The sequence below is a fragment of the Actinophytocola sp. genome (assembly GCF_035942955.1).
Taxonomy (GTDB): Bacteria; Actinomycetota; Actinomycetes; order Mycobacteriales; family Pseudonocardiaceae; genus DASYTH01.
This window is the reverse complement of record NZ_DASZCQ010000093.1, coordinates 1-24,977: the sequence shown is the minus strand read 5'-3', so window position 1 is coordinate 24,977 and position 24,977 is coordinate 1. Positions and strand designations below refer to the sequence as shown.

The following is a 24,977-nucleotide window of genomic DNA, read 5'->3' as shown; positions in this document are numbered from 1 at the left end:
GCTTAGTAGTGCGTCGGGACCGTGACTTTGTGACATCGTGCGATCACGCGGGGGTCGGGTCTCAGGTTCTCCTCAGAATGATCACGGCATGATGGGGTATACCCGCTGGTAGGCGGAGTCGATGGACTGAAGGAAAGGACGCCTCCCGTGTACCGGATGCCCATCCTCGTTCGCCGGTCAGCCTTGCTGGTTCCGGTCGCGGCGACCACCGCACTGGCTCGTGCCGCCTGGGAGGTGCCCGCGGCGCTCGGCGGAAGACCCGCCGGTGAGCGGCTGGAGCGGATGCGCCGCTCGCCGCGGTTCCGCGACGGCGTGTTCCACAACGCGATCCCGGCCGGCATCGCGCCGACGTCGAGCGGTCCCACGATCCTGCGCGAGTTGTTGTTCGGCAAGGAGATCCGGCGCCCGAGGAAGCCCGTGCCGGTCGTGACGCCGTCGCTGGCCGAGCTTGCCGCGCCGCCGGCCGACGGGTTGCGGGTGACCTGGCTGGGCCACGCCACCGCGCTGGTGGAGCTGGACGGGCGGCGGGTGCTGTTCGATCCGGTGTGGAGCGAGCGGGTGTCGCCGTCCCCGGCGGTGGGCCCGCGCCGGATGCACCCGGTCCCGCTGCCGCTGGACGCGCTGCCGCCGCTGGACGCCGTGGTGATCTCGCACGACCACTACGACCACCTGGACATGCGCACGATCCGCAGGCTCGGCGCGCTGCAGGAGGTGCCGTTCGTGGTGCCGCTCGGGGTGGGCGCGCACCTGGAGCGGTGGGGCACCCTGCCGGAGCGGATCATCGAGCTGGACTGGGACGAGAGCGCCACCGCCGGCGGGCTCACGCTGACCGCCACCGCGGCCCGGCACTTCTCCGGCCGCCGCCGGCCGGGGGAGAACGGCACGCTGTGGGCGTCCTGGGTGGTGGCCGGCCCGCGCCGCCGGGTGTTCTATACCGGCGACTCCGGCTACTTCGACGACTACGCCAAGATCGGCGCGGCGCACGGCCCGTTCGATGCCACGCTGATCCAGATCGGCGCCTACTCGCCGTACTGGCCGGATGTGCACATGACCCCGGAGGAGGGTGTGGCCACCCATCTGGCGGTGCGCGGCGACCTGCTCGTGCCCGTGCACTGGGGCACGTTCAACCTGTCGCTGCATTCCTGGTCGGAGCCGATCGAGCGGCTGCTGACCGATGCGGCCGCGCACAAGGTGCGGGTGTCGGTGCCCCGGCCCGGTCAGCTTCTCGACGTCGACGACGTGCCCGCGCCCGACCCGTGGTGGCGGGCCGTGGCCTGAGGGTCCGGCCGGACGCCGAGCGCCGCCTCCAGCCGAGGGCTCCACTGCGCCGGAAAGCCCGTGATGGTCGCGATCCGTCCGCCCTCGACCGCGAACACCATGACCCCGTAGTAGGCCAACTCGCCGGTGTCGTCGGCCATGTACGCGGCCACGGCCGGCTGGCCGTTGGCGCGGGTCGGCACCAGCGGGATTCGGTCCAGCGCGCCATCGGCGGGCACGGTGGCGAAGAACTCCAGCACCGCCGCGCGGCCGCGGAACTCCAGGCCCTCCTCCGGCGGCATGCGCAGCTCGACGTCCTCGCGCAGCAGCGCGGCCAGCCCACTGATGTCGCGGCGGTGCCAGGCGTCGACGAACCGGGCGAGCACCCGGCGGTCCTCGGCGTCCAGCGGCCGACGGCGGCCCCCGGGCAGCGCGTCCCGCAGCGTGCTCCTGGCCCGCTGCAGCGCGCTGTTGACCGCGGGCACCGTGCTTTCCAGCAGCACGGCCACCTCCTCGGCGCGCCAGGCCAGCACGTCGCGCAGGATCACCACGGCCCGCTGGGTCGCGGGCAGCAGCTGCAGCGCGGCGATGAACGCCAGAGACACCGACTCGCGCCGCTCCACCGCGGCGGCCGGGTCGGAGTCGGCCGGCAGCGCGTCGAGTAATCGGTCCGGGTACGGCTCCAGGTAGTCGATCTCCGCAATGGTGCCGGGCCGGCGCGCCCGCGCCTCGATGATCTTGAGCGAGCTGGTGGTGGCGATCCGGTACAGCCAGTGCAGCAGCGGGGCCTGCCCGCGGTAGCCGTCGAGGTGCCGCCAGGCCCGCAGCAGCACCTCCTGCATGGCCTCCTCGGCGTCGTGGTAGGAGCCGAGCATCCGGTAGCAGTGCAGGTGCAGCGCCGCGCGGTGCGGCTCGACCAGCTCGCGGAACGCGGCACCGTCGCCCGACCGTGCGGCCACCAACAGCGATTCGCTCACGGCCGGCAACGCTAGACCCGCCCACCGACAATGCCGAGCGGCACCGATGAGTTCTCCACAGCCCCCGGATCAGACGGGGCGCACGGCCGCACGAGGCGGCCCCGCACGAGGAGAACCCATGGATCCGCGAACGACGGTCAACCTCTACTACGACGCCTGGCGGAACCGGGCCGGCGACATGACCGGCGTGCCGCTCGCCGACGACTTCACCTTCACCGGTCCGGTGGCCAGCTTCACCAGCGCCGACGGGTTCCGGGAGATGGCCATCCGGGCCGGCGCCGCGGTGCGCGGCTTCCATGTGCGGCACCAGTTCGCCGACGGCGACCTGGTCTGCTCGGTGATCGACTGGGAGATGGCGATGCTGCCCGGCGTGCTCACCGCCGCCGAGCTGCTGGAGGTCCGGGACGGCACGATCGTCCGCGGCGAGCTGATCTACGACGCCGAGGACCTGCGCCGGGCCATGGCGCCCAAGCCGGTCGTCGACCTGCTGGAGCGCAGCCTGAGCGACACCGCCGACCTGGTCGGCACGATCGACGCGGCCGGCTGGGCGGCGCCGAGCCGGTGCGCCGGCTGGACCGTGCGCCAGACCGGCAACCACCTCGTCGGCGGCCTGACGTTGCTGGCCAGGATCGTCGAGGGCGACGCCGTCGATCCGTCCGAATTGGACGCGCAGCGCATGGCCGACACCGACCACCTCGGCGCCGACCCGGCGGCGGCGGTGCGCGGCATCGCCAAGCGGATCCTCGCCGCGTTCGGCAACCCGGAGACGCTCGAGCGGCGGTTCCCCCTGCCGGCGCCGGACGTCCCCGGGCAGGCGATCGCGAACATCTGCCTGCTGGAGTCGCTGATCCACGGCTGGGACATCGCCGCGGGCGCCGGCGTGGCGTACCACCCCGACCCGGCCGCGATCGCCGCGGTGCGGGACTTCGCGGCGGTGACGGTCGGCGACGAGCAGCGCGCGCGGGGCCTGTTCGGCCCGCCCGTGCCCACCCCGCCCGACGCCGACCCGTTCACCGCCACCCTCGGGTTCCTTGGCCGGCGCGCCTGATTGACCAGAAACCGGGTCTTCCCTCTGCCCCTGGGGCAGGGGGAAGACTCCGCCGGCATGAGGACCGCACACGAGCTCGCCGCCATGATCCGCGACGGACGGCTGACCGCCGTCGAGGCCCTCGAGTCGCACCTGGAGCGGATCGACAAGCACAACCCGGAGCTGAACGCGATCGTCTCGCTCGACGCCGGCGGGGCCCGCGCCAGGGCCGAGGAGGCCGACGCGGCCCTGCGCCGCGGCGAGATCTCCGGGCCGCTGCACGGCGTGCCGATGACCGTCAAGGACGGGCTCGACGTGGCCGGGATGCGCACCACCGTCGGCACACCCGTGCTGGACCGGGTGCCCACCGAGGACGGCACCGCGGCCGCCCGGCTGCGCGCCGCCGGCGCGGTCCTCATCGGCCACACCAACGTGCCGCCCTGGCTGGCCGACTACCAGACCGACAACCCGATCTTCGGCCGGACGGCCAATCCCTGGGACCCGGCCCGCACACCGGGCGGCTCGAGCGGCGGGGCCGCGGCCGCCGTGGCGACCGGCATGACCCCGCTGGAGATCGTGTCGGACCTGGCCGGCTCGGCCCGGCTGCCCGCGCACTTCTGCGGGGTGTACGGCCTCAAGGCGACCGAGCACCGGGCGCCGATGACCGGGTTTCTGCGTCCCCCGGACGGGACCGCGCGCCCGGTGCGGATCATGGCCACGCTCGGCGTCATGGCCCGCGACCTGGCCGACCTCGAGCTCGGCCTCGCGGTGATCTCCGGACCCGACGGGTTCGACGCCGACGTGGCGCCCGTCCCGCTCGGCGCCCGCCGGCCCCGCGAGGTCGCCGACCTGCGGGTGGCCGTGGCGCCCACGCTGCCCGGCGCGGTCGTCGCGCACGGCGTGCGGCGGCAGGTCGACCGCGTGGCCGCGGAGATCTCCGCAGCCGGTGGGACCGTCGAGCGCCGCCTGCCGGACGTCGACTGGGCGGCGCTGCACCGGCTGTTCGGCGAGCTGCTGCACGCCGTGACCGGGGTGTTCGACCCGGAATCGGGGCTGAGCGAGGAGCACCGCTCGCTTGGCTGGTACCTGACCGCGCTGGACCGGCGGGACCGGTTCATCGCCGCCTGGGAGGCGTATCTGGCCGACGTCGACGCCCTCCTGCTGCCGCCTGCCATGACCACGGCGTTCCCCCACACCGGAACGGACGGACTGGTCGACGTCGACGGCCGGGCGGTCGGCTACCAGCGGCAGGGCGAGCTGCTGGTGTTCGCGAACCTGCTCGGCCTGCCGGGGCTGGTCGCGCCGGCCGGGTTCGACGACGACGGCCTGCCGGCCGGCGTCCAGCTCGTCGGGCGACGCTGGTCGGAGCTCGGCCTGCTGGACGTCGCGCAGGCGCTGGAGCTGGCCGGGATCCTGCCGGGCTTCCAGGCGCCGCCGGGGTTCTAGACAACTATCTGTCCCTGCGTCATCGGCCGACCCCGCTCCGTGTTTCGCTGCGGTAGGTTCGTCAGGCGTGGGAGGCAAGCACCGGCCGGGGACGCCGCGCGACCGCGCACTGGGCGCCGAGCTGCGGGCGCTGCGCGAGCAGGCCGGCAAGAGTCTGTCCGAGGTCGCCAGCGCGATCCGGTGGAACGTGTCCACGCTGAGCCGGCTCGAGCGCGGGCAGCGGCACATCTCGCCGGACGCGGTGCACAGCCTCGCGGCCGTCTACGCGCTGCCGGACGAGCGCCGCGACGAGCTGATGGCGCGCGCCGGCGAGCCCGTGGCGCTTGGCTGGTGGGACCGGCCGCCTGCGGGCGTCACCAGCTCGCTCGGCGCGCTGGCGTCCTACGAGCACGAGGCCGTGCGGCTGGTCGACTGGAGCCCCGGCATCATCCCGGGTCTGTTGCAGACCAAGGAGTATTCGATCGCGGTCATGCGCGACTGGGGCGTGCCCGAGGGCGACATCAACGCCCGCCTCGGCGCCCGGCTGCAACGCCAGGAGCTGCTCAACCAGCGCGAGATCGACTACACCGCGTTCATCGGGGTGGCGGCGCTGGACAACCGGCTGTGCGGGTCGGACGACTTCGTCCGGCAGCTGCGCCACCTGATCCGGATGTCGCACCGGGACGGCATCACCGTGCGGGTGGTGACCGCGCCGACGTCGTTCGCCCTCGGCAGCTGGTACCTGCTGCACTTCGCGGACACCGGTTGCGTGGTGCACCTCGAGCACCTGCGTTCGGCGACGTTTCTGTTCGACCGGGAGACCGACGCCTACGTCGAGGCCGTCACCCGGCTGGACGCCATCGCGCTGTCGATTGTGGACACCAGGGATACCATCGAGGCGATGATCGAGAAGCACATCGTGGGGAGCTGAGATCATGTGTGGGGGAGCCGTCCGATTCCGTAAGTCGCGTCGCTCGGGGGGCGAGTCGAACTGCGTCGAGTTGGCCGCCGACCTCCGGAAGGTGCGCGACAGCAAGTGCCCCGACGGTGGTGTCCTCGACGGCGTGGACGTGCGGCAGCTGATCGGCTTCGCTCGTCGCCATGCCATCCGATGATGAACCGCTGCTGAGCATCAGCGTCTTCGGCCGCCGGTCCCGGCTGTCGCTCAAGGCGCTGCGCCTCTACGACCGGATGGGCCTGCTCCCGCCGGCCCGGGTCGACCAGCCGTCCGGCTACCGGTGGTACCGGGAGAGCCAGCTGGAGACCGCGCGTCTGATCGCCATGCTTCGCCGGCTGGACATGCCGCTGGCCAGGGTCGGCGAGGTGCTGTCGGCGCCCGGTCCGCGGGCCGCCGAGCTGATCGCCGCCTACTGGGACGCCACCGAGCGGCGCGTGGCCTCCCAGCGCGAGCTCGCCGCGTACCTGCGGTACACGCTGGCCGGCGGCCAGGAACCGTTCGGCCGCTACGAGTTCCGCGTGCGCGACGTCGGCGAGCAGTGGGTGCTGGCCGAGCGGCGGCACGTCCGGGTGGCCACCCTGTCGGTGTGGATCGAGGCGACCATGGGCCGCCTGCTGGCCATGGCCGGCGACCTCGGGGGCGTGGTCGGGCCGGCGTTCGTCGTCTACTACGGCGAGGTCAACGAGGACAGCGACGGTCCTGGCGAGTGCTGCGTGCCGATCGACCCCGCGGCCGCGCTGCCCGCCGACGCGCCGGCCCGCGTCGAGCCGGCGCACCGCGAGGCGTACGTCCGACTGATCCGGGCGCAGGTCGAGTACCCGCAGATCCTGTCCGCTTACGACGCCCTAGCCCAGTGGATCACTCGCCACGGCCACACCGCCGCCGGCGCCCCGCGCGAGATCTACTTCGCCGACTTCCGCGCCGCCCAGCCGAACGACGAGGTCTGCGACGTAGCCTTCCCGATCCGCTGAGCAGCCGCTCAGATGACCGCCTACGCGCCCAGCCCCGGCGCAGGTCGCGCAGCGACCGAGCAGCGCTCGGGCGCGCGCAGCGGCCGCCGGTGTCTGGACGACAGGAGCGCCAAGGCCCGGTTGGGGGTGGGCCTTGCGCCCCTGCCGCCCGCAGGGCGGAGGGGCGGGGCAAGCACTGTGGCCGATGCGCGACGAGGGAAGACACCGGGTCAAGGCCGCGAGCACGACCGAGCAAATCAGTCCGGCCACTCCCAGCGGACGCAGAAGATGCCGGGGCCGAAATCCAGGGCGACCGCGTGGCCGTGGCCGTCGGCGTTGATCTCGACCCGGCGGCGGCTGGTGATCTGGTTGTCCGGGTCGGTGGTGTACTGCTCGCAGTAGCGCGGCAGCATTCGCGGGTCGAACCGCAATTCGAGCACGAACTCGCGGACCGGGGTGGTGAACTTGCGGCAGTAGCTGTCGTCGCCGCGGGAGAATGGCGGGCCGGGGTGGGTCAGCGCGTAGTCCAGGATCACCGTCTCGCCGCGGTGCAGCGGCTGCTCGAGCAGGATCTCCGCGGCGATCAGCCCGGACGCCGGGTCCTGGGCGACCTTGCCGATCCGGCAGGACTGCACGGCGGTGATCTCCGGGAACGGCCGCCCCGGGCGTTCGAGGTCGTACACCACGAGGGTGCGCTCGGCCCCGTCGCGCTCGGCACGCAGCACCTGCCGAACGCTGATCTTCTTTTCGCCCTGGTCGACCGCCAGCTCCATCACGTCCTGCTGGCTGATCCTGGTCAGCGCCGCCTCGGTGGTGAAGTCGATGCGTTTGAGAAGATTGGACACCTGTTCCGATTTCGTCCACAGCGACTCGATCGGCAGCCGGTTCGACTCCCGGTTGGCCCGGCCCCGCGGGCGCGGCGGCCCGAGCAGGGCCATCAGCGAACCCGGCGCAACCCCCAGCACCGACTCGAGATGTCCCAGTGCTGCCAAGGATTCCGCGCGCTCCGGCCGTCTGCGCCCGGACTGCCAGTAGCTCAGCGCCGTCACACTCACCGACACGCCGCGCGACCGGAGCCGATACTGGATGCGGTCCAGGCTCAGTCCGCTCGCCTGGATGGCCGCACGCAAGGCTGTGGGAAATGCATCCGCGCCCAGGGAATCCTGCTTATCGTTGGCAATTGCACGCTGCAAAGTGCCATTCTGGATATCTCGAACCTGCTCGCGGGTCATGCCGCTACCCATGTGGCTCTCCCCTGGTAACCGATGCCGTGGTAGCAACAGTACGACGCCCGTTCGCCGGTGGGTAGCCATCAGGTTAAATCTGGCGGTAAACACTCGGATACGTTCGGTTATCGGACGCCGCAAACCTGCTGGACGACGCCGGGCGCGGCGCCGGGCCTGGCGGCACCGCGCCGGCGTGTTGGCCTCTGGCGTCGCCGTGTTGGCGCGAGGCGTCGCTGTGTTGGCGCGTCGCGATGTCCCGATTGCGCGAGAAGCCAACACACCGACGTGATCGGCCAACACAACTGTGACGAGGACCGACCGTGCCCGTAGGGCCGGGCCGTCGCCCATTGGCTAACCTCAGGGTGTCAAGAGCATCCCCATCACTTGACACCCCCACTTGACACCCAGAGGGGCCACCGTTGATCCGCACGCATGAGGCCGGGACGCTCCGGGCCGAGCACGCCGGGCAGACAGTCACGTTGAGCGGCTGGGTGGCCCACCGGCGCGATCATGGTGGGGTCATCTTTGTGGACCTGCGCGACGCATCCGGGATCGCGCAGGTGGTGTTCCGCGAGGGGGAGATGGCCGAGCGGGCCCATCAGCTGCGTGCCGAGTTCTGCGTCCGGGTCGTCGGCGAGGTCGCGAAGCGCCCTGAGGGCAACGAGAACCCCGATCTGGCCACCGGCGCGATCGAGGTGCTGGCCACCGAGCTGGAGGTGCTCAGCGAGGCGGCGCCGCTGCCGTTCCCGCTCGACGAGCACCTGTCCGTCGGCGAGGAGGTCCGGCTCAAGCACCGCTACCTCGACCTGCGCCGCGGCGGCCCGGCCAGGGCCATCCGGCTGCGCAGCGAGGCCAACCGGATCGCCCGCGAGCTGCTGCACGCCGAGCGCTTCGTCGAGGTCGAGACGCCGACGATGACCAGGTCCACCCCTGAGGGCGCGCGCGACTTCCTGGTGCCGGCGCGGCTGCGGCCCGGCTCCTGGTACGCGTTGCCGCAGTCGCCGCAGCTGTTCAAGCAGCTGCTCATGGTCGGCGGGCTGGAGCGGTACTACCAGATCGCCCGCTGCTACCGGGACGAGGACTTCCGGGCCGACCGGCAGCCGGAGTTCACCCAGCTCGACGTGGAGATGAGCTTCGTCGACCAGGACGACGTGATCGCGCTGTCCGAGCGGATCCTCGCCGCGCTGTGGCGGGAGCTGGCCGGCCACGAGATCCCGCTGCCGATCCCGCGGATCACCTACGCCGAGGCGATGGCCCGGTACGGCACCGACAAGCCCGACCTGCGCCTGACCACCGAGATCACCGAGCTGACCGAGTACTTCGCCGACAGCCCGTTCCGGGTGTTCCACGCGCCCTACGTCGGCTCGGTGGTCATGCCCGGCGGTGCGAGCCAGCCGCGCAAGCAGCTCGACGCCTGGCAGGACTGGGCCAAGCAGCGCGGTGGCAAGGGCCTGGCCTACGTGCTGATCGCCGAGGACGGCATGCTGGGCGGCCCGGTGGCCAAGAACCTGTCCGAGGCCGAGCGGGAGGGCCTGGCCAAGGCGGCCGGCGCCGAGCCCGGTGACTGCGTCTTCTTCGCCGCCGGCCCGCGGTCCGAGGCCCGCGCGCTGCTCGGCGCGGCCCGGCTGGAGATCGGCCGGCGGTGCGGGCTGATCGACGAGTCGGCCTGGTCGTTCGTCTGGGTGGTGGACGCGCCGCTGTTCGAGGAGGCCGAGGCCGCGCGCAGCCACGGCGACGTCGCGGTCGGCGGCGGAAAGTGGACGGCGGTGCACCACGCGTTCACCTCGCCCAAACCGGAGTGGCTCGACCGGTTCGAGGAGGACCCGGGCAACGCGCTGGCCTACGCGTACGACATCGTCTGCAACGGCGTCGAGCTCGGCGGGGGATCGATCCGTATCCACCGCCCCGACGTGCAGGAGCGCGTGTTCCAGGTGATGGGCATCGGGCCCGAGGAGGCCAGGGAGAAGTTCGGCTTCCTGCTGGAGGCGTTCAAGTACGGGCCGCCGCCGCACGGTGGCATCGCGATCGGCTGGGACCGGACCGTCATGCTGCTTGCCGGGGAGCCGTCCATCCGGGACGTGATCGCGTTCCCCAAGTCCGGCGGCGGCTACGACCCGCTGACCGGCGCGCCCGCCCCGATCACCGCGGCGCAGCGCAAGGAGGCCGGGGTCGACGCCAAGCCCGCGCCTTGAGCGTGCTGCACGTGCGGCTGGTCTGCCCGCCGGAGACGACCGGGGCGGCGCTGGACGTGCTGCGCGGGGCGCCGGGAGCGACCCATCTCGTGCTGCTGCCCGGGGCGGCGCTGGACCCGCCCGGCGACGTCATCGAGGCCGACGTCGCACGGGAGGCGGCCGACGAGCTGATCGACTCGCTGTGCGGTCTGGGCATCGACCGCACCGGCGGCATCACCGTCGGGCAGATCGACACCGCGCTGTCGGACGCGGCCGACCGGGCCGAGAAGCGTGCGCCAGGCGAGGCCGCCGATGCCGTGGTGTGGCAGGAGTTGCTGGCCAGGACCGGAGAGGAGTCCCGGCTGACGCCGACCTATGTGGCCTTCCAGACGCTGGCCTGCCTGTTGGCCGCGGTCGGCGTGATCACCGACTCGGCCGTGACGATCGTCGGAGCCATGGTGGTCGGGCCGGAGTTCGGCCCGCTGGCCGCGCTCGCCGTCGGCATGGTCCGCAGACGCTGGGATCTCATGCGCCGCGCCGGGCTGGCCCTCGCGGTGGGGTTCCCGGTGGCCGTGGCGCTGACCGCCGGCGGCACGCTGCTCGGGCACTGGGCCGGGCTGTTCGACGCCGGCGTGCTGCGGGACGGGCAGCAGGTCGATTTCGTCTACCGGGTCGGCTGGTGGTCGCTGATCGTCGCGGTGCTGGCCGGCGCGGCCGGGATGCTGTCGATGACCTCGGCGAAGTCGGCGGCCCTCGTGGGGGTGTTCATCTCGGTCACCACGGTCCCGGCCGCCGGCTACGCGGCGGTCGCCGCGATCCTCGGCGACTGGGCCCGGTGTCTGAGCTCGATCGGTCAGCTCACCGTGAACCTGCTCGGAATCGTCCTGGCCGCGACGGCGGTCCTGCTGGTGCGTAGGGCAAGCTGGCGGGTGGGCGACGCCGGCCGTCCCCTGCCCGTCGGGTGATGTCGCACTGAATCGATTGACATGGTTACCGTCGGTGCCAAGGAATAGTGGCGGTCCGCGCACGAGTAGGGTCGGAGGCGATGAGTGTGGAGATCGCCGCCGAGCCGCCGACAATCCATAACGACGCGGAGATTCTGGCTACCGTGCTGGCGGCGGAGTCCTTGCTCGGCCGCCGTTTCGGGTCCCGGATCAGGCTCGCGGATCCGGTCGATCTCGGTGGCAGCGAGCGGTCCATCGTGCTGCGGGTCAAGGTCGCGTCGAGCTCGTTCGCGCTGCCGCGGACCCTGGTGCTCAAGCGGTACGTGCTCCCGCCGGCCGCCGAGCCGTGCGACAGCTTCGTCCGCGAGGCCGTCAGCTACCAGCTGTTCACGTCGCTGGCGTCCGACGACCGGGTGTGCCCAGAGCTGTTCGCGCACGAGGGGCAGAACCGGCTGCTGGTGATGGAGGATCTGGGCCGCGTGCCGACGCTGGCCGAGCGGCTGATGGGCAACGATCCCCGCGCCGCCGAGCGGGCGCTGCTGTCCTGGGCGCACACCCTCGGCCGGCTGCACGCCACCACCGCCGGCCGCGAGGCCGACTTCGACGCGCTGCAGCGACGGCTGAGCCCACCGCGCTCCAAGGACCCGCTCGCCGCCGACGGCCCGACCGCCCTCGACGAGCTGCCAGACCTGCTCGAGGCCGAGCTCGGCGTGGCCGCCTCCCCGGCGGCGCGCGCGTGCGCCGAGCGCACCAAGGGTCTGCTCGGCGCCGAACGCCACCGCGCCTTCAGCCCGTCCGACTCCTGCCCGGACAACAACCTCATCCACAACCGCGGCGTCCGCTTCCTCGACTTCGAGGGCGGCTGCGTCCGCAACCTCATGTTCGACGTCGCCTACCTCCGCGTCCCGTTCCCCTCCTGCTGGTGCGCCTTCGGTCTGCCCACCGGCATGACCGACGCCATGCTGGCCGGCTGGCGCGCCGAGGCCCGCTCGATGTGGCCCGACCTCGACGAGGACGCCGTCCTGCTCCCGCGCCTGTTGGACGCGCAGCTCTTCTGGGTCTGGTTCACCACCTGGCAGCTCCTCACCACCCCCGACCTCGAAGGCTGCCCCCACGCCAAACGCTCCATCGAAACCCCCGACCGCCCCGCCGTTCTCACCGCCCGCTGGCGCAGCCTCGCTGACTACGCCGCCGCCGGCGGAGTGGAGCCGATCGCCGACCACGCCGGAGCAGTGGTCCGCGCCCTGGAATCCCGCTTCGACGGTGACCTCTCCCTGCCGCTGTACCCGGCGTTTCGCTGACCGCCACCGGGGGCCCACCCGCCTTCCTTCATGGAAAGCGGCCACCAAAGGGGATAGCCGCGCCGACTACGCCCCCGCCGGTGGCGTCGAGCCGGTCGCCCGAGCACCTCGGAGAGGTGGTGCGGGTCTTGGGGTCCCGATTCGATGGTGCTCTCCCGCTGCCGCTTTGCCCGGCTTTCCGCTGACCGCCAACTCCCGCTCCTGTGAGCCGCGCAGCGCGCGGCGCGACTCACAGGAGCGGTGCGAGTCCTCGGGTCGATTCGATGGTGATCTCTTGCTGGGGCTTCACCTGGCATCTCGCTTCGTCGTGGTGGCCAACGAGGTTCTCGACAACGACGCGCTGGCCGGCTGGATGGACCAGGCCCGCTCGTTCGCCGCGTCGCTGCCGGCTAAGTCGCGGTAGTCCTGGCCCGGAACACCCCGAGCGCCTCGACGTCCGACGCCGGGTGCCGGACGAAGTCCTCGACCCACTCCTCGATCTCCGGAAAGCCCGACCCGGCCGTGATCGCGGCGCAGGCGGCTTCGACGTCGAACTCCGTGCGCCGCAACCGGATCGCGGGCCCGTCCCCGCCGAGCAGCGCCCAGTGCGCGCCGGTCGTCCCGTACGGCATCCCGACCGAGCCCGGGTTCACCACGGTCCGGCGGTCGACCAGGCGCAGGAACGGCATGTGCGTGTGCCCGCACACCACCGTGGTCACGGTCTCCGGTACGCCGGCGAGCACCTCGGTCCACCGGTCCAGGCTGCTGTCGACGAGCACGTACTCCTCGTCGTCGCGCGGGGTGGCGTGGCAGAACAGCACCTCGCCCAGCCCGCGCACGTCGAGCGTGACCGTACTGGGCAGGCCGTCGAGCAGCCGCACCTGATCCGGCCGCAGCTGCCCGGCGGCCCACACCCCCATCGCGTAGCGCGGATCGTCCGGGGTGTTCCCGCCGCGGGCCCAGTCCACCGCGGTCCGCTCGCAGTTGCCCCGCACCCACACCACCCGTTCGCCGAGCGACGCGAGCAGGTCGACGGTCTCGACCGGCTGCGGCCCGGCGGCGACGTCTCCGGCGAGCACGATGAGGTCGGCCGCGCGGACGTCGGGCTCGGCCAGCACCGCCTCGAGCGCCGGCAGTACACAGTGGACATCCGCGAGCACCGCGACCCGGTCGACCATGCCCCCACCCTGGCCGGTCGGGGAGCCTGAAGCCAGCCGGGTTCACGCCGGGCGAAACCCCGGCACGGGCCGGCGAGTAGCGTCGACACCGTGGAGGAGGGCCTTGACCTCGACCTGTTCGACAGCCCGCCCGACGGGCTGGCGGCCAGGGACGCGCGCATCACCGCGAACACGCCGCTCGCGGTGCGGATGCGGCCGCGGTCGCTGGACGAGGTGCTCGGCCAGGACCACCTGCTCGGCCCTGGCTCGCCGCTGCGCCGCCTGGTCGAGGGCGGCGCGCCGGCCTCGGTGCTGCTGTACGGGCCGCCGGGGACCGGCAAGACCACCCTGGCGATGCTGGTCTCCACCGCGATCGGCCGGCGGTTCGCCGCCCTGTCGGCGGTCTCGGCCGGGGTGAAGGAGGTCCGCGCGGTCATCGACGAGGCCCGCCGGCGCCTCGCCCACTCCGGCGAGCCGACCGTGCTGTTCATCGACGAGGTGCACCGGTTCTCCAAGACCCAGCAGGACGCCCTGCTCGGCGCCGTCGAGGACCGGACCGTGCTGCTGGTGGCCGCCACCACGGAGAACCCGTTCTTCTCGGTGGTCTCCCCGCTGCTGTCCCGGTCGCTGGTGCTGCAGCTGCGCTCGCTGTCCGACGACGACGTCCGCACGCTGGTCCGCCGCGCGCTGACCGACGAGCGGGGGCTCGGCGGCGCCGTCACGCTGGACGCCGACGCCGAGGACCACATCGTCCGGCTGGCCGGCGGGGACGCCCGCCGCGCCCTCACCGCGCTCGAGGCGGCCGCCGACGCGGCGACGTCGGCCGGCGCCGGCACCATCACCCTGGCCATCGTCGAGTCCACTGTGGACAAGGCGGCGGTCCGGTACGACCGGCAGGGCGACCAGCACTACGACGTGATCAGCGCGTTCATCAAGTCGCTCCGCGGGTCCGATGTGGACGCCGCGCTGCACTACCTGGCCCGGATGATCGAGGCGGGGGAGGACCCGCGGTTCATCGCCCGGCGGCTGGTGATCCAGGCCAGCGAGGAGGTCGGTATGGCCGACCCCACCGCGCTGCAGGTCGCGGTGGCCGCGGCGCAGGCCGTGCAGCTGATCGGCCTGCCGGAGTGCGCCCTCAACCTGGCCCAGGCCACCGTGCACATCGCCACCGCGCCGAAGTCCAACGCGGTCACGATGGGGATCTCCGCGGCCATGGCGGACGTGCGCAACGGCGCCATCGGCTCGGTCCCGCCGCACCTGCGCGACGGTCACTACTCCGGCGCGAAGAAGCTCGGCAACGCGACCGGCTACCGCTATCCGCACGACGTGCCCGAGGGCGTGCTTGCCCAGCAGTACCCGCCGGACGAGCTGGTCGGCCGCGACTACTACCACCCCACCCAGCGCGGCGCCGAACGCGCGATTGCCGAGCGCCTGCCCAAGCTGCGCCGCGCCGTCCGCGGAGAAGACGACTAGGACCGAACGGACCAGCTCAAACCCGGCGCGGTAACCTGACGCATCCCAAGCAGTCACCGTGAGGAGGGCTCGTGTCAGCAGGGCAATGGGCCGCGCTGATCGCCGCCGGCGCGTTCGTCGTCCTGGTGGTGCTCCTGGCGATCCCGTTGATCAAACTCGGGCGCACGCTGGACGAGGCCACCATCGCGATCCGCAAGGCGCACATGAACTCCGACCCCCTGTTCAACGGCGCCAACACCACGCTCAACCACGTGAACACCCAGCTCGAGCGGGTCGACGGCATCACGGCCAACACCCAAGCGGTCACCGGCAACGTCTCCGCGCTCACCTCGGTGTTCACCGCCACGCTCGGTGGGCCGCTGGTCAAGGTCGCCGCGTTCTCCTACGGCGTCAACCGCGCGCTCAAGGCCCGGCGCAAGGCCAAGGCCGAGCGCGAGGGCCGGCATTCGCGGCGCGGCCGGCGGGGGGCCGGACGCACGGGGGAGGGCTGATGAGACGGCTATTTTGGCTTGGGGTCGGCGTCGCGGCCGGCGTAGCGTTGTCTCGTAAGGCCAGGAACGCGGCCCGGCAGGCCACCCCGGCCGGCCTGGCCGCCAATCTCGGTGCCGCGATGCGTGAGCTCGCCGGGGCGATCGGCGCCTTCGGGGCCGACGTCCGCGCCGGGATGGCCGAGCGCGAGGAGGAGTTGTCCGAAGTGGTGGAGCAGCGATCCGGAGTGAGCCCGGTGGCGCGGCGCGCCATGGGTGCGCGCCCCGACGCGCGAGCTCGCCGGGCGGACGGCTGACCACAGCCGTTCGCCTGCCGCGAGCCCGTCAGCGACAGACCACAAAGGACACACCAGCCATGCGTACCCATGACATCAGCAACCGATTCCTGAGCTATTTCAAGAACAACGGCCACACCGAGGTGCCAAGCGCCTCGCTCATCCTGGACGATCCCAACCTGCTGTTCGTCAACGCGGGCATGGTCCAGTTCAAGCCGTACTTCCTCGGCGAGGAGCCGCCGCCGTACCCGCGCGCGACCAGCATCCAGAAGTGCGTGCGCACCGGCGACATCGAGGAGGTCGGCAAGACCACCCGGCACAACACGTTCTTCCAGATGGCCGGGAACTTCTCGTTCGGCGACTACTTCAAGGAAGGCGCGATCGAGCACGCCTGGAACCTGGTCACCGGCAGCCAGTCCGACGGCGGCTACGGCTTCGATCCCGATCGCCTGTGGGCCACGGTCTACCACGACGACGACGAGGCGTTCCGGTTGTGGCGCAAGATCTCCGGCCTGCCCGAGGAGCGCATCCAGCGCCGTGGCGCGGAGGACAACTACTGGGACATGGGCGTGCCGGGGCCGGGTGGCCCGTGCTCGGAGATCTACGTCGACCGCGGCGCGAAGTACGGCCGCGAGGGCGGTCCGGTCGTCGACGAGGACCGCTATTTGGAGATCTGGAACCTGGTGTTCATGCAGGACGTCCGGGGCGAGGGCAGCCCGAAGAAGGGCCACCCGGTCCTCGGTGAGCTGCCGAACAAGAACATCGACACCGGCATGGGCATCGAGCGGGTGGCCACGCTGCTCCAGGACGTCGACAACGTCTACGAGACCGACCTGGTCGCACCGGTGATCGCCAAGGCCGAGGAGATGTCCGGCCGCCGCTACGGCGCCGACCACGCCGACGACGTCCGGTTCCGGGTGATCGCCGACCACGCCCGCAGCGGCATGATGCTCATCGCCGACGGTGTCACGCCGAGCAACGAGGCGCGCGGCTACGTGCTGCGCCGGCTGCTGCGCCGGATCATCCGCTCGGTCCGCCTGATGGGCGTGCACGAGCCGGTGCTCGGCGAGTTCGCGGCGGTCGTGCGCGACGCGATGGGCCCGTTCTACCGCGAGCTGGTCACCGACTTCGCGCGGATCGAGGCGGTGGTGCGCACCGAGGAGGAGACCTTCCTGGCCACGCTGTCCAGCGGGTCGCGGATCTTCGACCTGGCCGCGGCCGAGACCAAGCGGTCCGGCGGCGACGTGCTGCCCGGCGACAAGGCCTTCCAGCTGCACGACACCTACGGCTTCCCGATCGACCTCACCCTGGAGATGGCGGCCGAGCAGGGCCTGAAGGTCGACGAGGAGGGCTTCCGCCGGCTGATGGCCGAGCAACGTCAACGGTCCAAAGAGGACGCGGCGGCGCGCAAGGTCGGTCATGCGGGCGGGACCGGCTACCGGTCGATCCTGGATGCCCACGGCACCACCGAGTTCCTCGGCTACCGCGAGCTGGAGGCCGAGGCGCGGGTGGTCGGCCTGCTGGTCGGCGGTGAGCCGGCGCCCGCGGCGGGGGAGGGCGCCGACGTCGAGGTCGTGCTGGACCGCACCCCGTTCTACGCCGAGGGCGGCGGTCAGCTCGCCGACACCGGCCGGATCGTCGCGGGCGGCGCGGAGATCGAGGTGCACGACGTGCAGTCCCCGGTGGCCGGGCTCAACGTGCACCGCGGCAAGGTGCTGTCCGGTGAGATCACGCTGGACGAGACCGTGCACGCCAGGGTCGACCCCGCGCGCCGGCGCTCGGTGTCCCGGTCTCATTCGGCAACCCACCTCGTCCACGCCGGGGTGCGGCGGGCGCTTGGCACCCAGGCGGCGCAGGCCGGCTCGCTCAACGCGCCCGGCCGGCTGCGGTTCGACTTCACCTCGCCCGGCGGCGCCGTGCCGGCCAGCGTGCTCGCCGACGTCGAGGAGGAGGTCAACGAGATCCTGCTGCACGACTACGACGTCCGGGCCGAGATCACCACGCTGGACGAGGCGCGCAGGGCCGGGGCGATCGCGTTCTTCGGCGAGAAGTACGGCGACAAGGTCCGCGTGATCACCATCGGCGACTACTCCAAGGAGCTGTGCGGCGGCACGCACGTGCACCGCTCCGGCGAGATCGGCGTGGTCAAGCTGCTGTCCGAGGCGTCCATCGGCGCCGGGGTGCGCCGGGTCGAGGCGCTGGTCGGGCTGGACGCGTTCCGGTTCCTGGCCCGCGAGCACGTGCTGGTGGCCCAGCTCGCCGAGCAGTTCAAGGCGAAGCCGGAGGAGCTGCCCGAGCGGATCGGCTCGGTGCTGGACAAGCTGCGCGCCGCGGAGAAGGAGCTGGAAAAGCTGCGCGCCGGGCAACTGATGTCGTCGGCCGGCACGCTGGCCGAGCAGGCCGAGGACGTCGGCGGGGTGGCGCTGGTCGCCATGGCGGTGCCGGACGGCATCGGGGGTAACGACCTGCGCTCGCTGGCGGGCGAGGTGCGCAACCGGCTCGGTGCCCGGCCGGGCGTGGTCGCGCTGTTCTCCGCGGCCGACTCGAAGGTCAACTTCGTGGTGGCCACCACCGCGGCCGCGCGGGACCTTGGGCTGGCGGCCGGCGCGCTGGTGCCGGCGTTCGCCCCGGCGATCGGCGGCCGCGGCGGCGGCAAGCCGGACCTGGCCCAGGGCGGCGGCGGCAACCCCGCGGGCGTCGCGGACGCGGTGGGGCAGCTGCGAAAGGCCTTGGCTACCAGGTGAGTTCGAGCCCGGATCGCCCTGGGGAGCACGATCCCGGCCCCGGTCGCCGGCTCGCGGTCGACGTCGGGTCGGTCCGGGTCGGGGTCGCCCTCAGCGATCCGGCTCCCGTGCTGGCATCGCCGCTCGTTACGCTGTCTCGCGACGAGCGGTCGGGCGGCGACCTCGACCGGCTCGCCCAGCTCGTTGCCGAGTACGAGGTGGTCGAAGTGGTGGTGGGCTTACCGAGGACTCTTTCGGCACGGCATGGCCCCGCGGCCGAGACCGCGGTGGCCTACGCGTCGGCCCTGCGGACCAGGGTCGATCCGGTTCCGGTACGCCTTGCGGACGAAAGGTTGACCACGGTCAGCGCATCCCGAATGCTCAGCGAGCGCGGCGTGCGCGGCAAGCGGCAACGGGCGGTGGTCGATCAGGCCGCCGCCGTCGAGATCCTGCAGGCCTGGCTGGACGCGCGAACTACCCTGCTGCGGAGGCGACGTGGTGACTGACGAGCTCGGGTTGTTCAACGAACGACACACCGACCACGGCCAGTACCGGTCGGCCGGGGGACGCCGGGCGTCGAGACGCCGGCGGGGCCGCCGGATCACGGTGTGGCTGAGCGTGCTGGTCGTGCTGGCGCTGATCGGCGGCGGCGTGTGGTTCGGCCTGACCCAGGTCCTCGGTATCGACCTGTTCGGCTACGACGACTACTCCGGCTCCGGCGAGCGGGACGTGGTCGTCGAGATCCCCACCGGCGCGTCCACCGGCGAGATCGCCAAGCGGCTGCTCGACGACGGCGTCGTGGCCAGCACCAAGGCGTTCGTGAAGGCCGCGGAGGGCGACTCCAGGGTGCTCGGCATCCAGCCCGGCTACTACATCATGCGCACCAAGATCTCCGGCCGGGACGCGGTGGCCAGGATGCTCGCGCCCGACGCGAAGAAGGGGCAGCTGGAGATCCGGGCCGGCTGGCAGCTCGACGACCTCACCAAGCCCGACGGCAGCATCGAGCCCGGCATCGTCAAACGGCTCGCCGACGCGTCCTGCGCGCAGCTCAACGGCGCCAGCACCTGCGTGCCGGTCGAGGAGCTGCGCAAGGTCGCGGCCACCGCCGACCTGACCGCGCTCGGGGTGCCCGACTGGGCGGTGCCGGACGCGTCCAAGCTGGAGCCGCAACGCCGGCTCGAGGGCCTGATCTTGCCGGGCGTGTACGACGTCCGGCCGGGAGCGACCGCGGAACAGCTGTGGCAGAAGGTGATCGCTGAGTCGTCGGCCCGGCTGCAGGTGGCCGGCATGCCGAAGGTCGCCGCCGACACCGGCTTCACGCCGTACCAGGTGCTGATCATGGCGTCGCTGATCGAGCGGGAGGGGATCGAGAAGGACTTCCCCAAGGTGTCCCGGGTGACCTACAACCGCTTGGCCGAGGGAATGAAGCTGGAGTACGACTCCACGATCAACTACGTGCTGGACCGCCCGGCCATCCGGACCAGGCCCGAGGACCGGGCCCGCGCCGGCGCCTACAACACCTACGCCAACACGGGCCTGACGCCCGGCCCGATCTCCGCGCCCAGCCGCGAGGCGATCCAGGCCGCGGCCAAGCCGGCGGACGGGACCTGGCTGTTCTTCGTGCGCTGCGAGAAGAACGGCCTGTCGTGCTTCGCCAACACCGCGCAGGAGCACCAGCAGAACGTCGAGCGGGCCCAGGCCAACGGTGCCTACTGAGCGCCGGCGGGCGGCCGTCGTCGGCTCCCCGGTCGCCCACTCGCTGTCCCCGGTGCTCCACCTGGCCGCATACCAGGCCCTCGGCCTGTCCGGGTGGACCTACGACCGCATCGAGCGCGACGCGGCCGGGATGCCGTCGCTGGTCTCGTCGCTCGACGACACGTGGGCCGGCCTGTCGGTGACCATGCCCGGCAAGCAGGCCGCGCTGCGCCTGGCCTCCTCGGCCACGCCGCGAGCCACCGCCGTGGGCGCGGCGAACACGTTGGTACGCCAGGACTCCGGCGGCTGGCACGCCGATTGCTCCGATGTGGACGGTGTGGTCGGCGCCCTGCGCGCGGCCGGCGGGTACGAAGGTGTCGACGGGATCACCGGCGTGGTGCTCGGCGCCGGCGGCACGGCCTGTGCGGCACTTGCCGGCCTGGTCGAGCTCGGCGTGCCCGAGGCGTCGGTCGTGGTGCGCGACCCGTCCCGCGCCGACGCCGCCCGTGCCTGCGCCGACCGCCTCGGGCTGTCGATCAAAGTCGTCCGCTGGTCCGGTGTAGACTTCGCTGACCTCCTGGCCGGGCCCGCGGTCCTGGTCAACACCGCACCCGCCGGCGCCATCGAGTCCTCAGTAGACACCTTGGCGCGCGCGGCCTTCGTGCTCGACGTGATCTACCACCCCTGGCCCACGCTCCTGGCCACGGCCGTGCAGCAACGCGGCGGCCGCATCGCCACCGGTCTGGACATGCTGCTCCACCAGGCTTTCACCCAGGTCGAGCTGTTCACCGGCCGCCCCGCCCCCCGCCCCGCCATGCGCGACGCCCTCCGCGCGGCCACCGGCGGCGTCCTGGACCTGCCGCTCGGCCCCGACCCCGACGAGCGCTTCCGCGCCGTCACCGTCGGCGAGCTGAAACCCTTCGCCACCAAGGTGATCATCGAGCCGTACAATCCGGAGTGGCCCGCCTGGTACGCCGCCGACGAGGCCGCGATCCGCGCCGCCCTTGGCCCGCGCGCCCTGCGCGTCGAGCACACCGGCTCCACCTCGGTGCCCGGCCTGCCCGCCAAACCCATCATCGACATCCTCCTGCTGGTCGCCGACCCCGCCGACGAGCCGGCCTATGTCCCCGACCTCGAACGCGCCGGCTACAAGCTCCGCGCCCGCGAGCCAAACTGGTACGAGCACCGCGTCCTGCGCCGCCGCACCGACGAGGGCGACCCGCACGACGTCAACCTCCACGTGTTCGCCCCCGACACCGCCGCCCCCGAGATCGACCGCATGCTCACCTTCCGCGACTGGCTCCGCACCCACTCCGCCGACCGCGACCACTACGCCCGCACCAAACTCCAACTGTCCACACGCACCTGGCGCTACGTCCAGGACTACGCCGACGCCAAAACCGCCGTCATCGAAGAGATCCTCACCCGCGCCGCAGCCGCACGGCGCTGACCCCCGTCGGTCTCCGGAGGCTTCAGCAGGATCGCTGATCGCCGTGCCTGAACGAACGCCGCGCCGCGCGCGCAGCGCGGCGTTCGTTGTGCCACGTGAGCCGGGCCGGTCGCCGTGGGGGTGACCGGCCCGGTGTGCTCCTGGGTCATGAGCTCAGGAACCGCCAGAGTTGGTTGGTCTGGGTGGGGCCAAGGCATGGCCACTGCTTCACCGGCGCGCCGTCCTGGGTCGCTCCGCGCGGAACTGGCCTCGACCAGATTTCCGCTCGACGAGCTGTTGGCCCGGCAGCGCACGTGCCTGACAGACCTGCCGCCCGACTACATCGTGGTCAACGAGTCCGGCGACCAGTACGACCCTCTGTGACATCCGCACACGTGATGGTTTCGTTGGTTGGCGGTCTGTCGATCTTGCGCCAATGAGCCGAGCCCGGCCGAGCTGGGGTCGGACTTCGGCGCTGAATGCGGGCTCGAATGCCAAACCGAGCGAATGGACCATTCGTTCGGTCTTGTTCTTGCCCCGCGCGGGCCGGGTGGCGCAGCGTGGAGGCATGCAAGCGCTCGGATCGATCGCGGTGTACGCCGGCGCCGGAGGGCTGGCCGGGTCGGCCGGCCGCTGGCTGCTCGGCCGCCTGCGCCGCGGCACGTCTGTCCATATTGGATGGTGTGAGGGCGCCGTCGCCTTACTGTGGGGCGTGCTCGGGTGGCGCGCGGCCGGCGGCCACCTGCCCGGCTGGTGGCTACCCGTACCCCTGCTGCTGACCTGGTTCGCCGTCCTGCTCACCGCGACCGACCTCCGGCACCGCCGCCTGCCGGACGCCCTCACCCTCCCCGCCTATCCGATCGCCGCCACGCTGATCGTCACGGCCGCCTGGCTGGGCGGCGGCTGGCCGCTCGCCCGCGGCGCCGCGCTCGGCGCCCTCGCGTTCTTCGCCATCCACGCCGCCGTCCACGTCCTGCGGCCCCGCTCCCTCGGCGCCGGCGACGTCAAGCTGTCCGGCCCCCTCGGCGCCATCCTCGGCGCCGTCGGCTGGCCCGCCCTCATCCTCGCCGCCTGGCTGGCCGCGCTCACCACCCTCGCCTTACGCCTCGTCGCCCCCCGCCACACCGCCGCCACCTGGTGGGACGGCATCCCCCACGCCCCCGGCCTGCTCGCCGCCACCACCCTCGTCGCCCTCTTCCCCGGCCCCGCCGTGGCGCCGGCCGCGGGAAGCAACGTGACGCTGCTTCCCGCGGCACTCACCGTCCACGCCTCCGGGAGCAGACCGGAATGTCCTCAGTTCACCCGGCATCCTTAAGGTGCCGAGTGAACTGCCGAGTGAACTGCCGCCAGAATTGCCGGGTGAACTGCCCTGCTGTTGATGGAGCCGATCGACACGCGGTTTGGTGTCCACCTTGCCGTTCGACGGTGCGCGCACGCTCCACACGGGACAGGCCCGGTACGGGCACGCGCCGCCGCCCGCAACCGCTCAGCCCCGCCCGGCACGGGCGCCGGGAGCGGGAGGGTGTCCAGCGTGAACGGCGGCCGGTCGTGTCCGTGGTGGACGATGCGGACGGTGACCTGGAACGCGCCTCGGTGGGACAGGTCGTCGGCGTCCAGGAACGGGGCGACGTGCCGGGCGAGCTTGGTCGCGACGCCGGACGACACGGTGAACATGATCTTGTTGCGGGCGTTGGCGTCCACCGCTTCCCGCACCTCGATCGGCAGTTGCCGCGGCCTACCGCCAGGCGGACTACTTCGCCCGCAACATGCGCACTATCCAGGTGCTCATCGACCGGGAGACCATCCTGACCGGCGCAGCTGTCGGTGGCGAGCAGCCGTGGAAGTACTACGACCTCGGCGACGGCTACTGCACCTACGACTTCTTCGCCAAGTGCCCGCACCGGCTGGTCTGCGCCCGCTGCCCTTCTACTTGCCCAAACAATTCAGCGCCGGGCAACTATTGGCTGTTAAGGACGGCGTCGAGCAGATGCTCGAACGCCTCACCCTCACCGACGACGAACGCGCCGCCCTCGAAGGCGACCGCGACGCCATCGCCGAACTGGCCGAACGCCTCACCAACGTCCCCACCCCAGCCGGGCCCATGCCCGAGCAACTCGGCAGCGACCGCGCCTTCGTCGCGCTGACCGCCGTCCAGGACAGTCTCACCGGAGGCCAAGCATGAACACCCAGGCCCTACTCCGGTCCGCCAGTAAACAGGGCCTCGCCGTCACTGCCGCCGAGCAGGAAAGCGAACCGGTTGAGGTCTCCGCGCAGCCGGTTGACGTCGTAGGCACGGCTTCCCAGGAAGCCGCTCAACGACTCGCTGAGCCGATCGCTGTCAGTGGCGAGCCAGTCGTGCAGGAACTGCAGCAGTCGGCCAGTTCGGCGGCGTCGCCGATGTCCATAGTCACAGCGGCATAGCGAGCGCCCGCCTCGGTCAATCGGCAGTGTTGATGCCCGAAGCCTGGCACACCGACTACCAAGGCACGCCGCCCTGGCACAGCCGATCGCCACCGGCTGATCACAACAACGTGCCTATCCAGTCAGAGCAGCTCCCACTCACCCGGCAGGGCGTGCAAGACCTCCTCAACCGACTCCGCGGTACGACCTCGCACCCACAGCACCTGCCGGCCGTCCTCACGCAACACCAGATCGGGACCAGCGAACCAGCGAATCCCGGGAACAGTCCGGGACACTGGATATTCTGGCATCGGCAGCCGGGCATACAGCTGCTCCACCAACGCGACATCCTGCTCGGTCAGCTCTCGGTGGCCAGCGAGCTCATCATCGCTGAACAATGACTCCGACAGCACCATCTCGACACACGCCAGCGAGAACCGATCAAGCCAGGCATCCCACGACTCAGCCTGCTTGTCCTCCAAGTCCAGCCGCATCACTACCGGCGGATCCGCTGCGTCCACATCAGCCAGCGGCACACCCCAAGACGCGCAGGCCTGGTTCTCCACCCGGAAGACCAACACCTCCCCGGCCTCGTCCACGTCGAGTTCGTCCGGGCTCAACAGTTCGTCCTGGTTACTGGTCAGATCCGCGCGCCGGCCGAACAACCCATACGCCTCGCGCAACGCAGCCGGAAGACGCAACCCCAACCGATCCTCAGCCGCCGCCAGCTCCGCCTCACCGCATCCATCATCCTGCCCCAACGGCGACATCCAGTGCGCTGCGAAGCCCTGGATGAACTGCCAAGCCCCAGCCCGACCCCGAACACCCCGCGCGACTTCCCCAACAAGATCAAATGTCGACGACATGCTGCGGAAGGCTACAGGGCGGCCATCTCTTGGCCAAGCCACAGGCAGAGCAACACCGCCGCCTGAGCACCGTTACCGGATATTCGCAATACCTTGCCCCTTCTTCGACAAGCCCGTGAGCTTCCCCCCGGATCGTGGAGGACTCCTCTATGCGGCTCGGTCGGCCGCACGGGTCTCGTAGTCGATCGGGGACTGCATGCCACAGGAACTGTGGCGACGTCGACAATTATAGAAGTCGACGACCCATTTGACAATA

At 71.8% G+C, this 24,977-nt stretch carries 25 protein-coding genes; 21 read left to right on the top strand and 4 right to left on the bottom strand.

Annotated elements, in window-relative coordinates; genetic code table 11:
* Positions 1-156 precede the first annotated feature (156 nt).
* A complete protein-coding gene (locus VGX25_RS09725) occupies positions 157-1,278 on the top strand; it encodes an MBL fold metallo-hydrolase (protein WP_326917306.1) in 1,122 nt (373 codons plus the stop codon).
* Here the strand turns inward: VGX25_RS09725 and VGX25_RS09720 are convergent.
* Entirely contained in the window at positions 1,218-2,234 is a 1,017-nt protein-coding gene (locus tag VGX25_RS09720) for an RNA polymerase subunit sigma-70 (protein WP_326917305.1), read from the bottom strand. The genes VGX25_RS09725 and VGX25_RS09720 overlap by 61 nt on opposite strands.
* A 118-nt stretch (positions 2,235-2,352) precedes the next feature.
* Between VGX25_RS09720 and VGX25_RS09715 the strand changes: the two genes are divergently transcribed.
* From VGX25_RS09715 to VGX25_RS09695, 5 genes are all read left to right on the top strand, one after another.
* Entirely contained in the window at positions 2,353-3,282 is a 930-nt protein-coding gene (locus tag VGX25_RS09715) for a TIGR03086 family metal-binding protein (protein ID WP_326917304.1), read from the top strand.
* A gap of 57 nt (positions 3,283-3,339) precedes the next feature.
* A complete protein-coding gene (locus tag VGX25_RS09710; protein WP_326917303.1) occupies positions 3,340-4,707 on the top strand; it encodes an amidase family protein in 1,368 nt (455 codons plus the stop codon).
* A 67-nt stretch (positions 4,708-4,774) separates the two neighbouring features.
* On the top strand, positions 4,775-5,617 hold the full coding sequence (locus VGX25_RS09705) for a helix-turn-helix transcriptional regulator (RefSeq protein WP_326917302.1): 843 nt from the start codon (positions 4,775-4,777) through the stop codon (positions 5,615-5,617).
* Between the two features lie 4 nt (positions 5,618-5,621).
* A complete protein-coding gene (locus VGX25_RS09700; protein WP_326917301.1) occupies positions 5,622-5,801 on the top strand; it encodes a DUF397 domain-containing protein in 180 nt (59 codons plus the stop codon).
* Positions 5,788-6,615, top strand: coding sequence for a MerR family transcriptional regulator (locus VGX25_RS09695; RefSeq protein ID WP_326917300.1), 828 nt, complete (start codon positions 5,788-5,790; stop codon positions 6,613-6,615). The genes VGX25_RS09700 and VGX25_RS09695 overlap by 14 nt, the downstream gene beginning before the upstream one ends.
* A gap of 236 nt (positions 6,616-6,851) precedes the next feature.
* Here VGX25_RS09695 and VGX25_RS09690 read toward each other — a convergent pair whose 3' ends face one another.
* Complete coding sequence (locus VGX25_RS09690) at positions 6,852-7,649, bottom strand: hypothetical protein (RefSeq protein ID WP_326917299.1); 798 nt, start codon at positions 7,647-7,649, stop codon at positions 6,852-6,854.
* 590 nt (positions 7,650-8,239) lie between these two features.
* Here VGX25_RS09690 and aspS point away from each other — a divergent pair.
* The 4 genes from aspS (at position 8,240) to VGX25_RS09670 (ending at position 12,639) form a co-directional block, all read left to right on the top strand.
* Complete coding sequence (gene aspS, locus VGX25_RS09685) at positions 8,240-10,012, top strand: aspartate--tRNA ligase (protein WP_326917298.1); 1,773 nt, start codon at positions 8,240-8,242, stop codon at positions 10,010-10,012.
* A 2-nt stretch (positions 10,013-10,014) separates the two neighbouring features.
* Positions 10,015-10,956, top strand: a complete 942-nt coding sequence (locus VGX25_RS09680) for a DUF389 domain-containing protein (protein WP_326917319.1) — start codon at positions 10,015-10,017, stop codon at positions 10,954-10,956.
* Positions 10,957-11,036: 80 nt separating this feature from the next.
* The gene (locus VGX25_RS09675; RefSeq protein ID WP_326917297.1) at positions 11,037-12,236 is read left to right on the top strand and encodes a hypothetical protein; all 1,200 of its coding nucleotides are present in this window, start codon (positions 11,037-11,039) and stop codon (positions 12,234-12,236) included.
* A 274-nt stretch (positions 12,237-12,510) separates the two neighbouring features.
* Positions 12,511-12,639, top strand: a complete 129-nt coding sequence (locus tag VGX25_RS09670) for a hypothetical protein (RefSeq protein WP_326917296.1) — start codon at positions 12,511-12,513, stop codon at positions 12,637-12,639.
* Here the strand turns inward: VGX25_RS09670 and VGX25_RS09665 are convergent.
* Entirely contained in the window at positions 12,626-13,393 is a 768-nt protein-coding gene (locus VGX25_RS09665; protein WP_326917295.1) for a metallophosphoesterase family protein, read from the bottom strand. The genes VGX25_RS09670 and VGX25_RS09665 overlap by 14 nt on opposite strands.
* 114 nt (positions 13,394-13,507) lie before the next feature.
* Between VGX25_RS09665 and VGX25_RS09660 the strand changes: the two genes are divergently transcribed.
* The 11 genes from VGX25_RS09660 (at position 13,508) to VGX25_RS09610 (ending at position 23,876) form a co-directional block, all read left to right on the top strand.
* Positions 13,508-14,845: a replication-associated recombination protein A gene (locus VGX25_RS09660; RefSeq protein WP_326917318.1), complete on the top strand. Its 1,338-nt coding sequence runs from the start codon at positions 13,508-13,510 to the stop codon at positions 14,843-14,845.
* A gap of 71 nt (positions 14,846-14,916) precedes the next feature.
* A complete protein-coding gene (locus tag VGX25_RS09655; RefSeq protein WP_326917294.1) occupies positions 14,917-15,336 on the top strand; it encodes a DUF948 domain-containing protein in 420 nt (139 codons plus the stop codon).
* Positions 15,336-15,629, top strand: a complete 294-nt coding sequence (locus VGX25_RS09650; RefSeq protein ID WP_326917293.1) for a hypothetical protein — start codon at positions 15,336-15,338, stop codon at positions 15,627-15,629. Before VGX25_RS09655 ends, VGX25_RS09650 begins: the two co-directional genes overlap by 1 nt.
* A 59-nt stretch (positions 15,630-15,688) precedes the next feature.
* Entirely contained in the window at positions 15,689-18,352 is a 2,664-nt protein-coding gene (alaS, locus tag VGX25_RS09645) for an alanine--tRNA ligase (protein ID WP_326917292.1), read from the top strand.
* Entirely contained in the window at positions 18,349-18,837 is a 489-nt protein-coding gene (ruvX, locus tag VGX25_RS09640) for a Holliday junction resolvase RuvX (RefSeq protein WP_326917291.1), read from the top strand. The genes alaS and ruvX overlap by 4 nt, the downstream gene beginning before the upstream one ends.
* On the top strand, positions 18,827-20,047 hold the full coding sequence (mltG, locus tag VGX25_RS09635; RefSeq protein WP_326917290.1) for an endolytic transglycosylase MltG: 1,221 nt from the start codon (positions 18,827-18,829) through the stop codon (positions 20,045-20,047). The genes ruvX and mltG overlap by 11 nt, the downstream gene beginning before the upstream one ends.
* Complete coding sequence (locus tag VGX25_RS09630) at positions 20,037-21,476, top strand: shikimate dehydrogenase (protein WP_326917289.1); 1,440 nt, start codon at positions 20,037-20,039, stop codon at positions 21,474-21,476. Before mltG ends, VGX25_RS09630 begins: the two co-directional genes overlap by 11 nt.
* Positions 21,477-21,671: 195 nt before the next feature.
* Complete coding sequence (locus VGX25_RS09625) at positions 21,672-21,839, top strand: hypothetical protein (protein WP_326917288.1); 168 nt, start codon at positions 21,672-21,674, stop codon at positions 21,837-21,839.
* A gap of 184 nt (positions 21,840-22,023) precedes the next feature.
* Complete coding sequence (locus VGX25_RS09620; protein ID WP_326917287.1) at positions 22,024-22,770, top strand: A24 family peptidase; 747 nt, start codon at positions 22,024-22,026, stop codon at positions 22,768-22,770.
* 576 nt (positions 22,771-23,346) lie between these two features.
* On the top strand, positions 23,347-23,637 hold the full coding sequence (locus tag VGX25_RS09615) for a hypothetical protein (RefSeq protein ID WP_326917286.1): 291 nt from the start codon (positions 23,347-23,349) through the stop codon (positions 23,635-23,637).
* Positions 23,634-23,876: a hypothetical protein gene (locus VGX25_RS09610; protein ID WP_326917285.1), complete on the top strand. Its 243-nt coding sequence runs from the start codon at positions 23,634-23,636 to the stop codon at positions 23,874-23,876. Before VGX25_RS09615 ends, VGX25_RS09610 begins: the two co-directional genes overlap by 4 nt.
* 122 nt (positions 23,877-23,998) lie before the next feature.
* On the opposite strand, the gene VGX25_RS09605 is transcribed toward VGX25_RS09610, so the two are convergent.
* Entirely contained in the window at positions 23,999-24,721 is a 723-nt protein-coding gene (locus tag VGX25_RS09605; RefSeq protein ID WP_326917284.1) for an SMI1/KNR4 family protein, read from the bottom strand.
* Between the last annotated feature and the right edge of the window lie 256 nt (positions 24,722-24,977).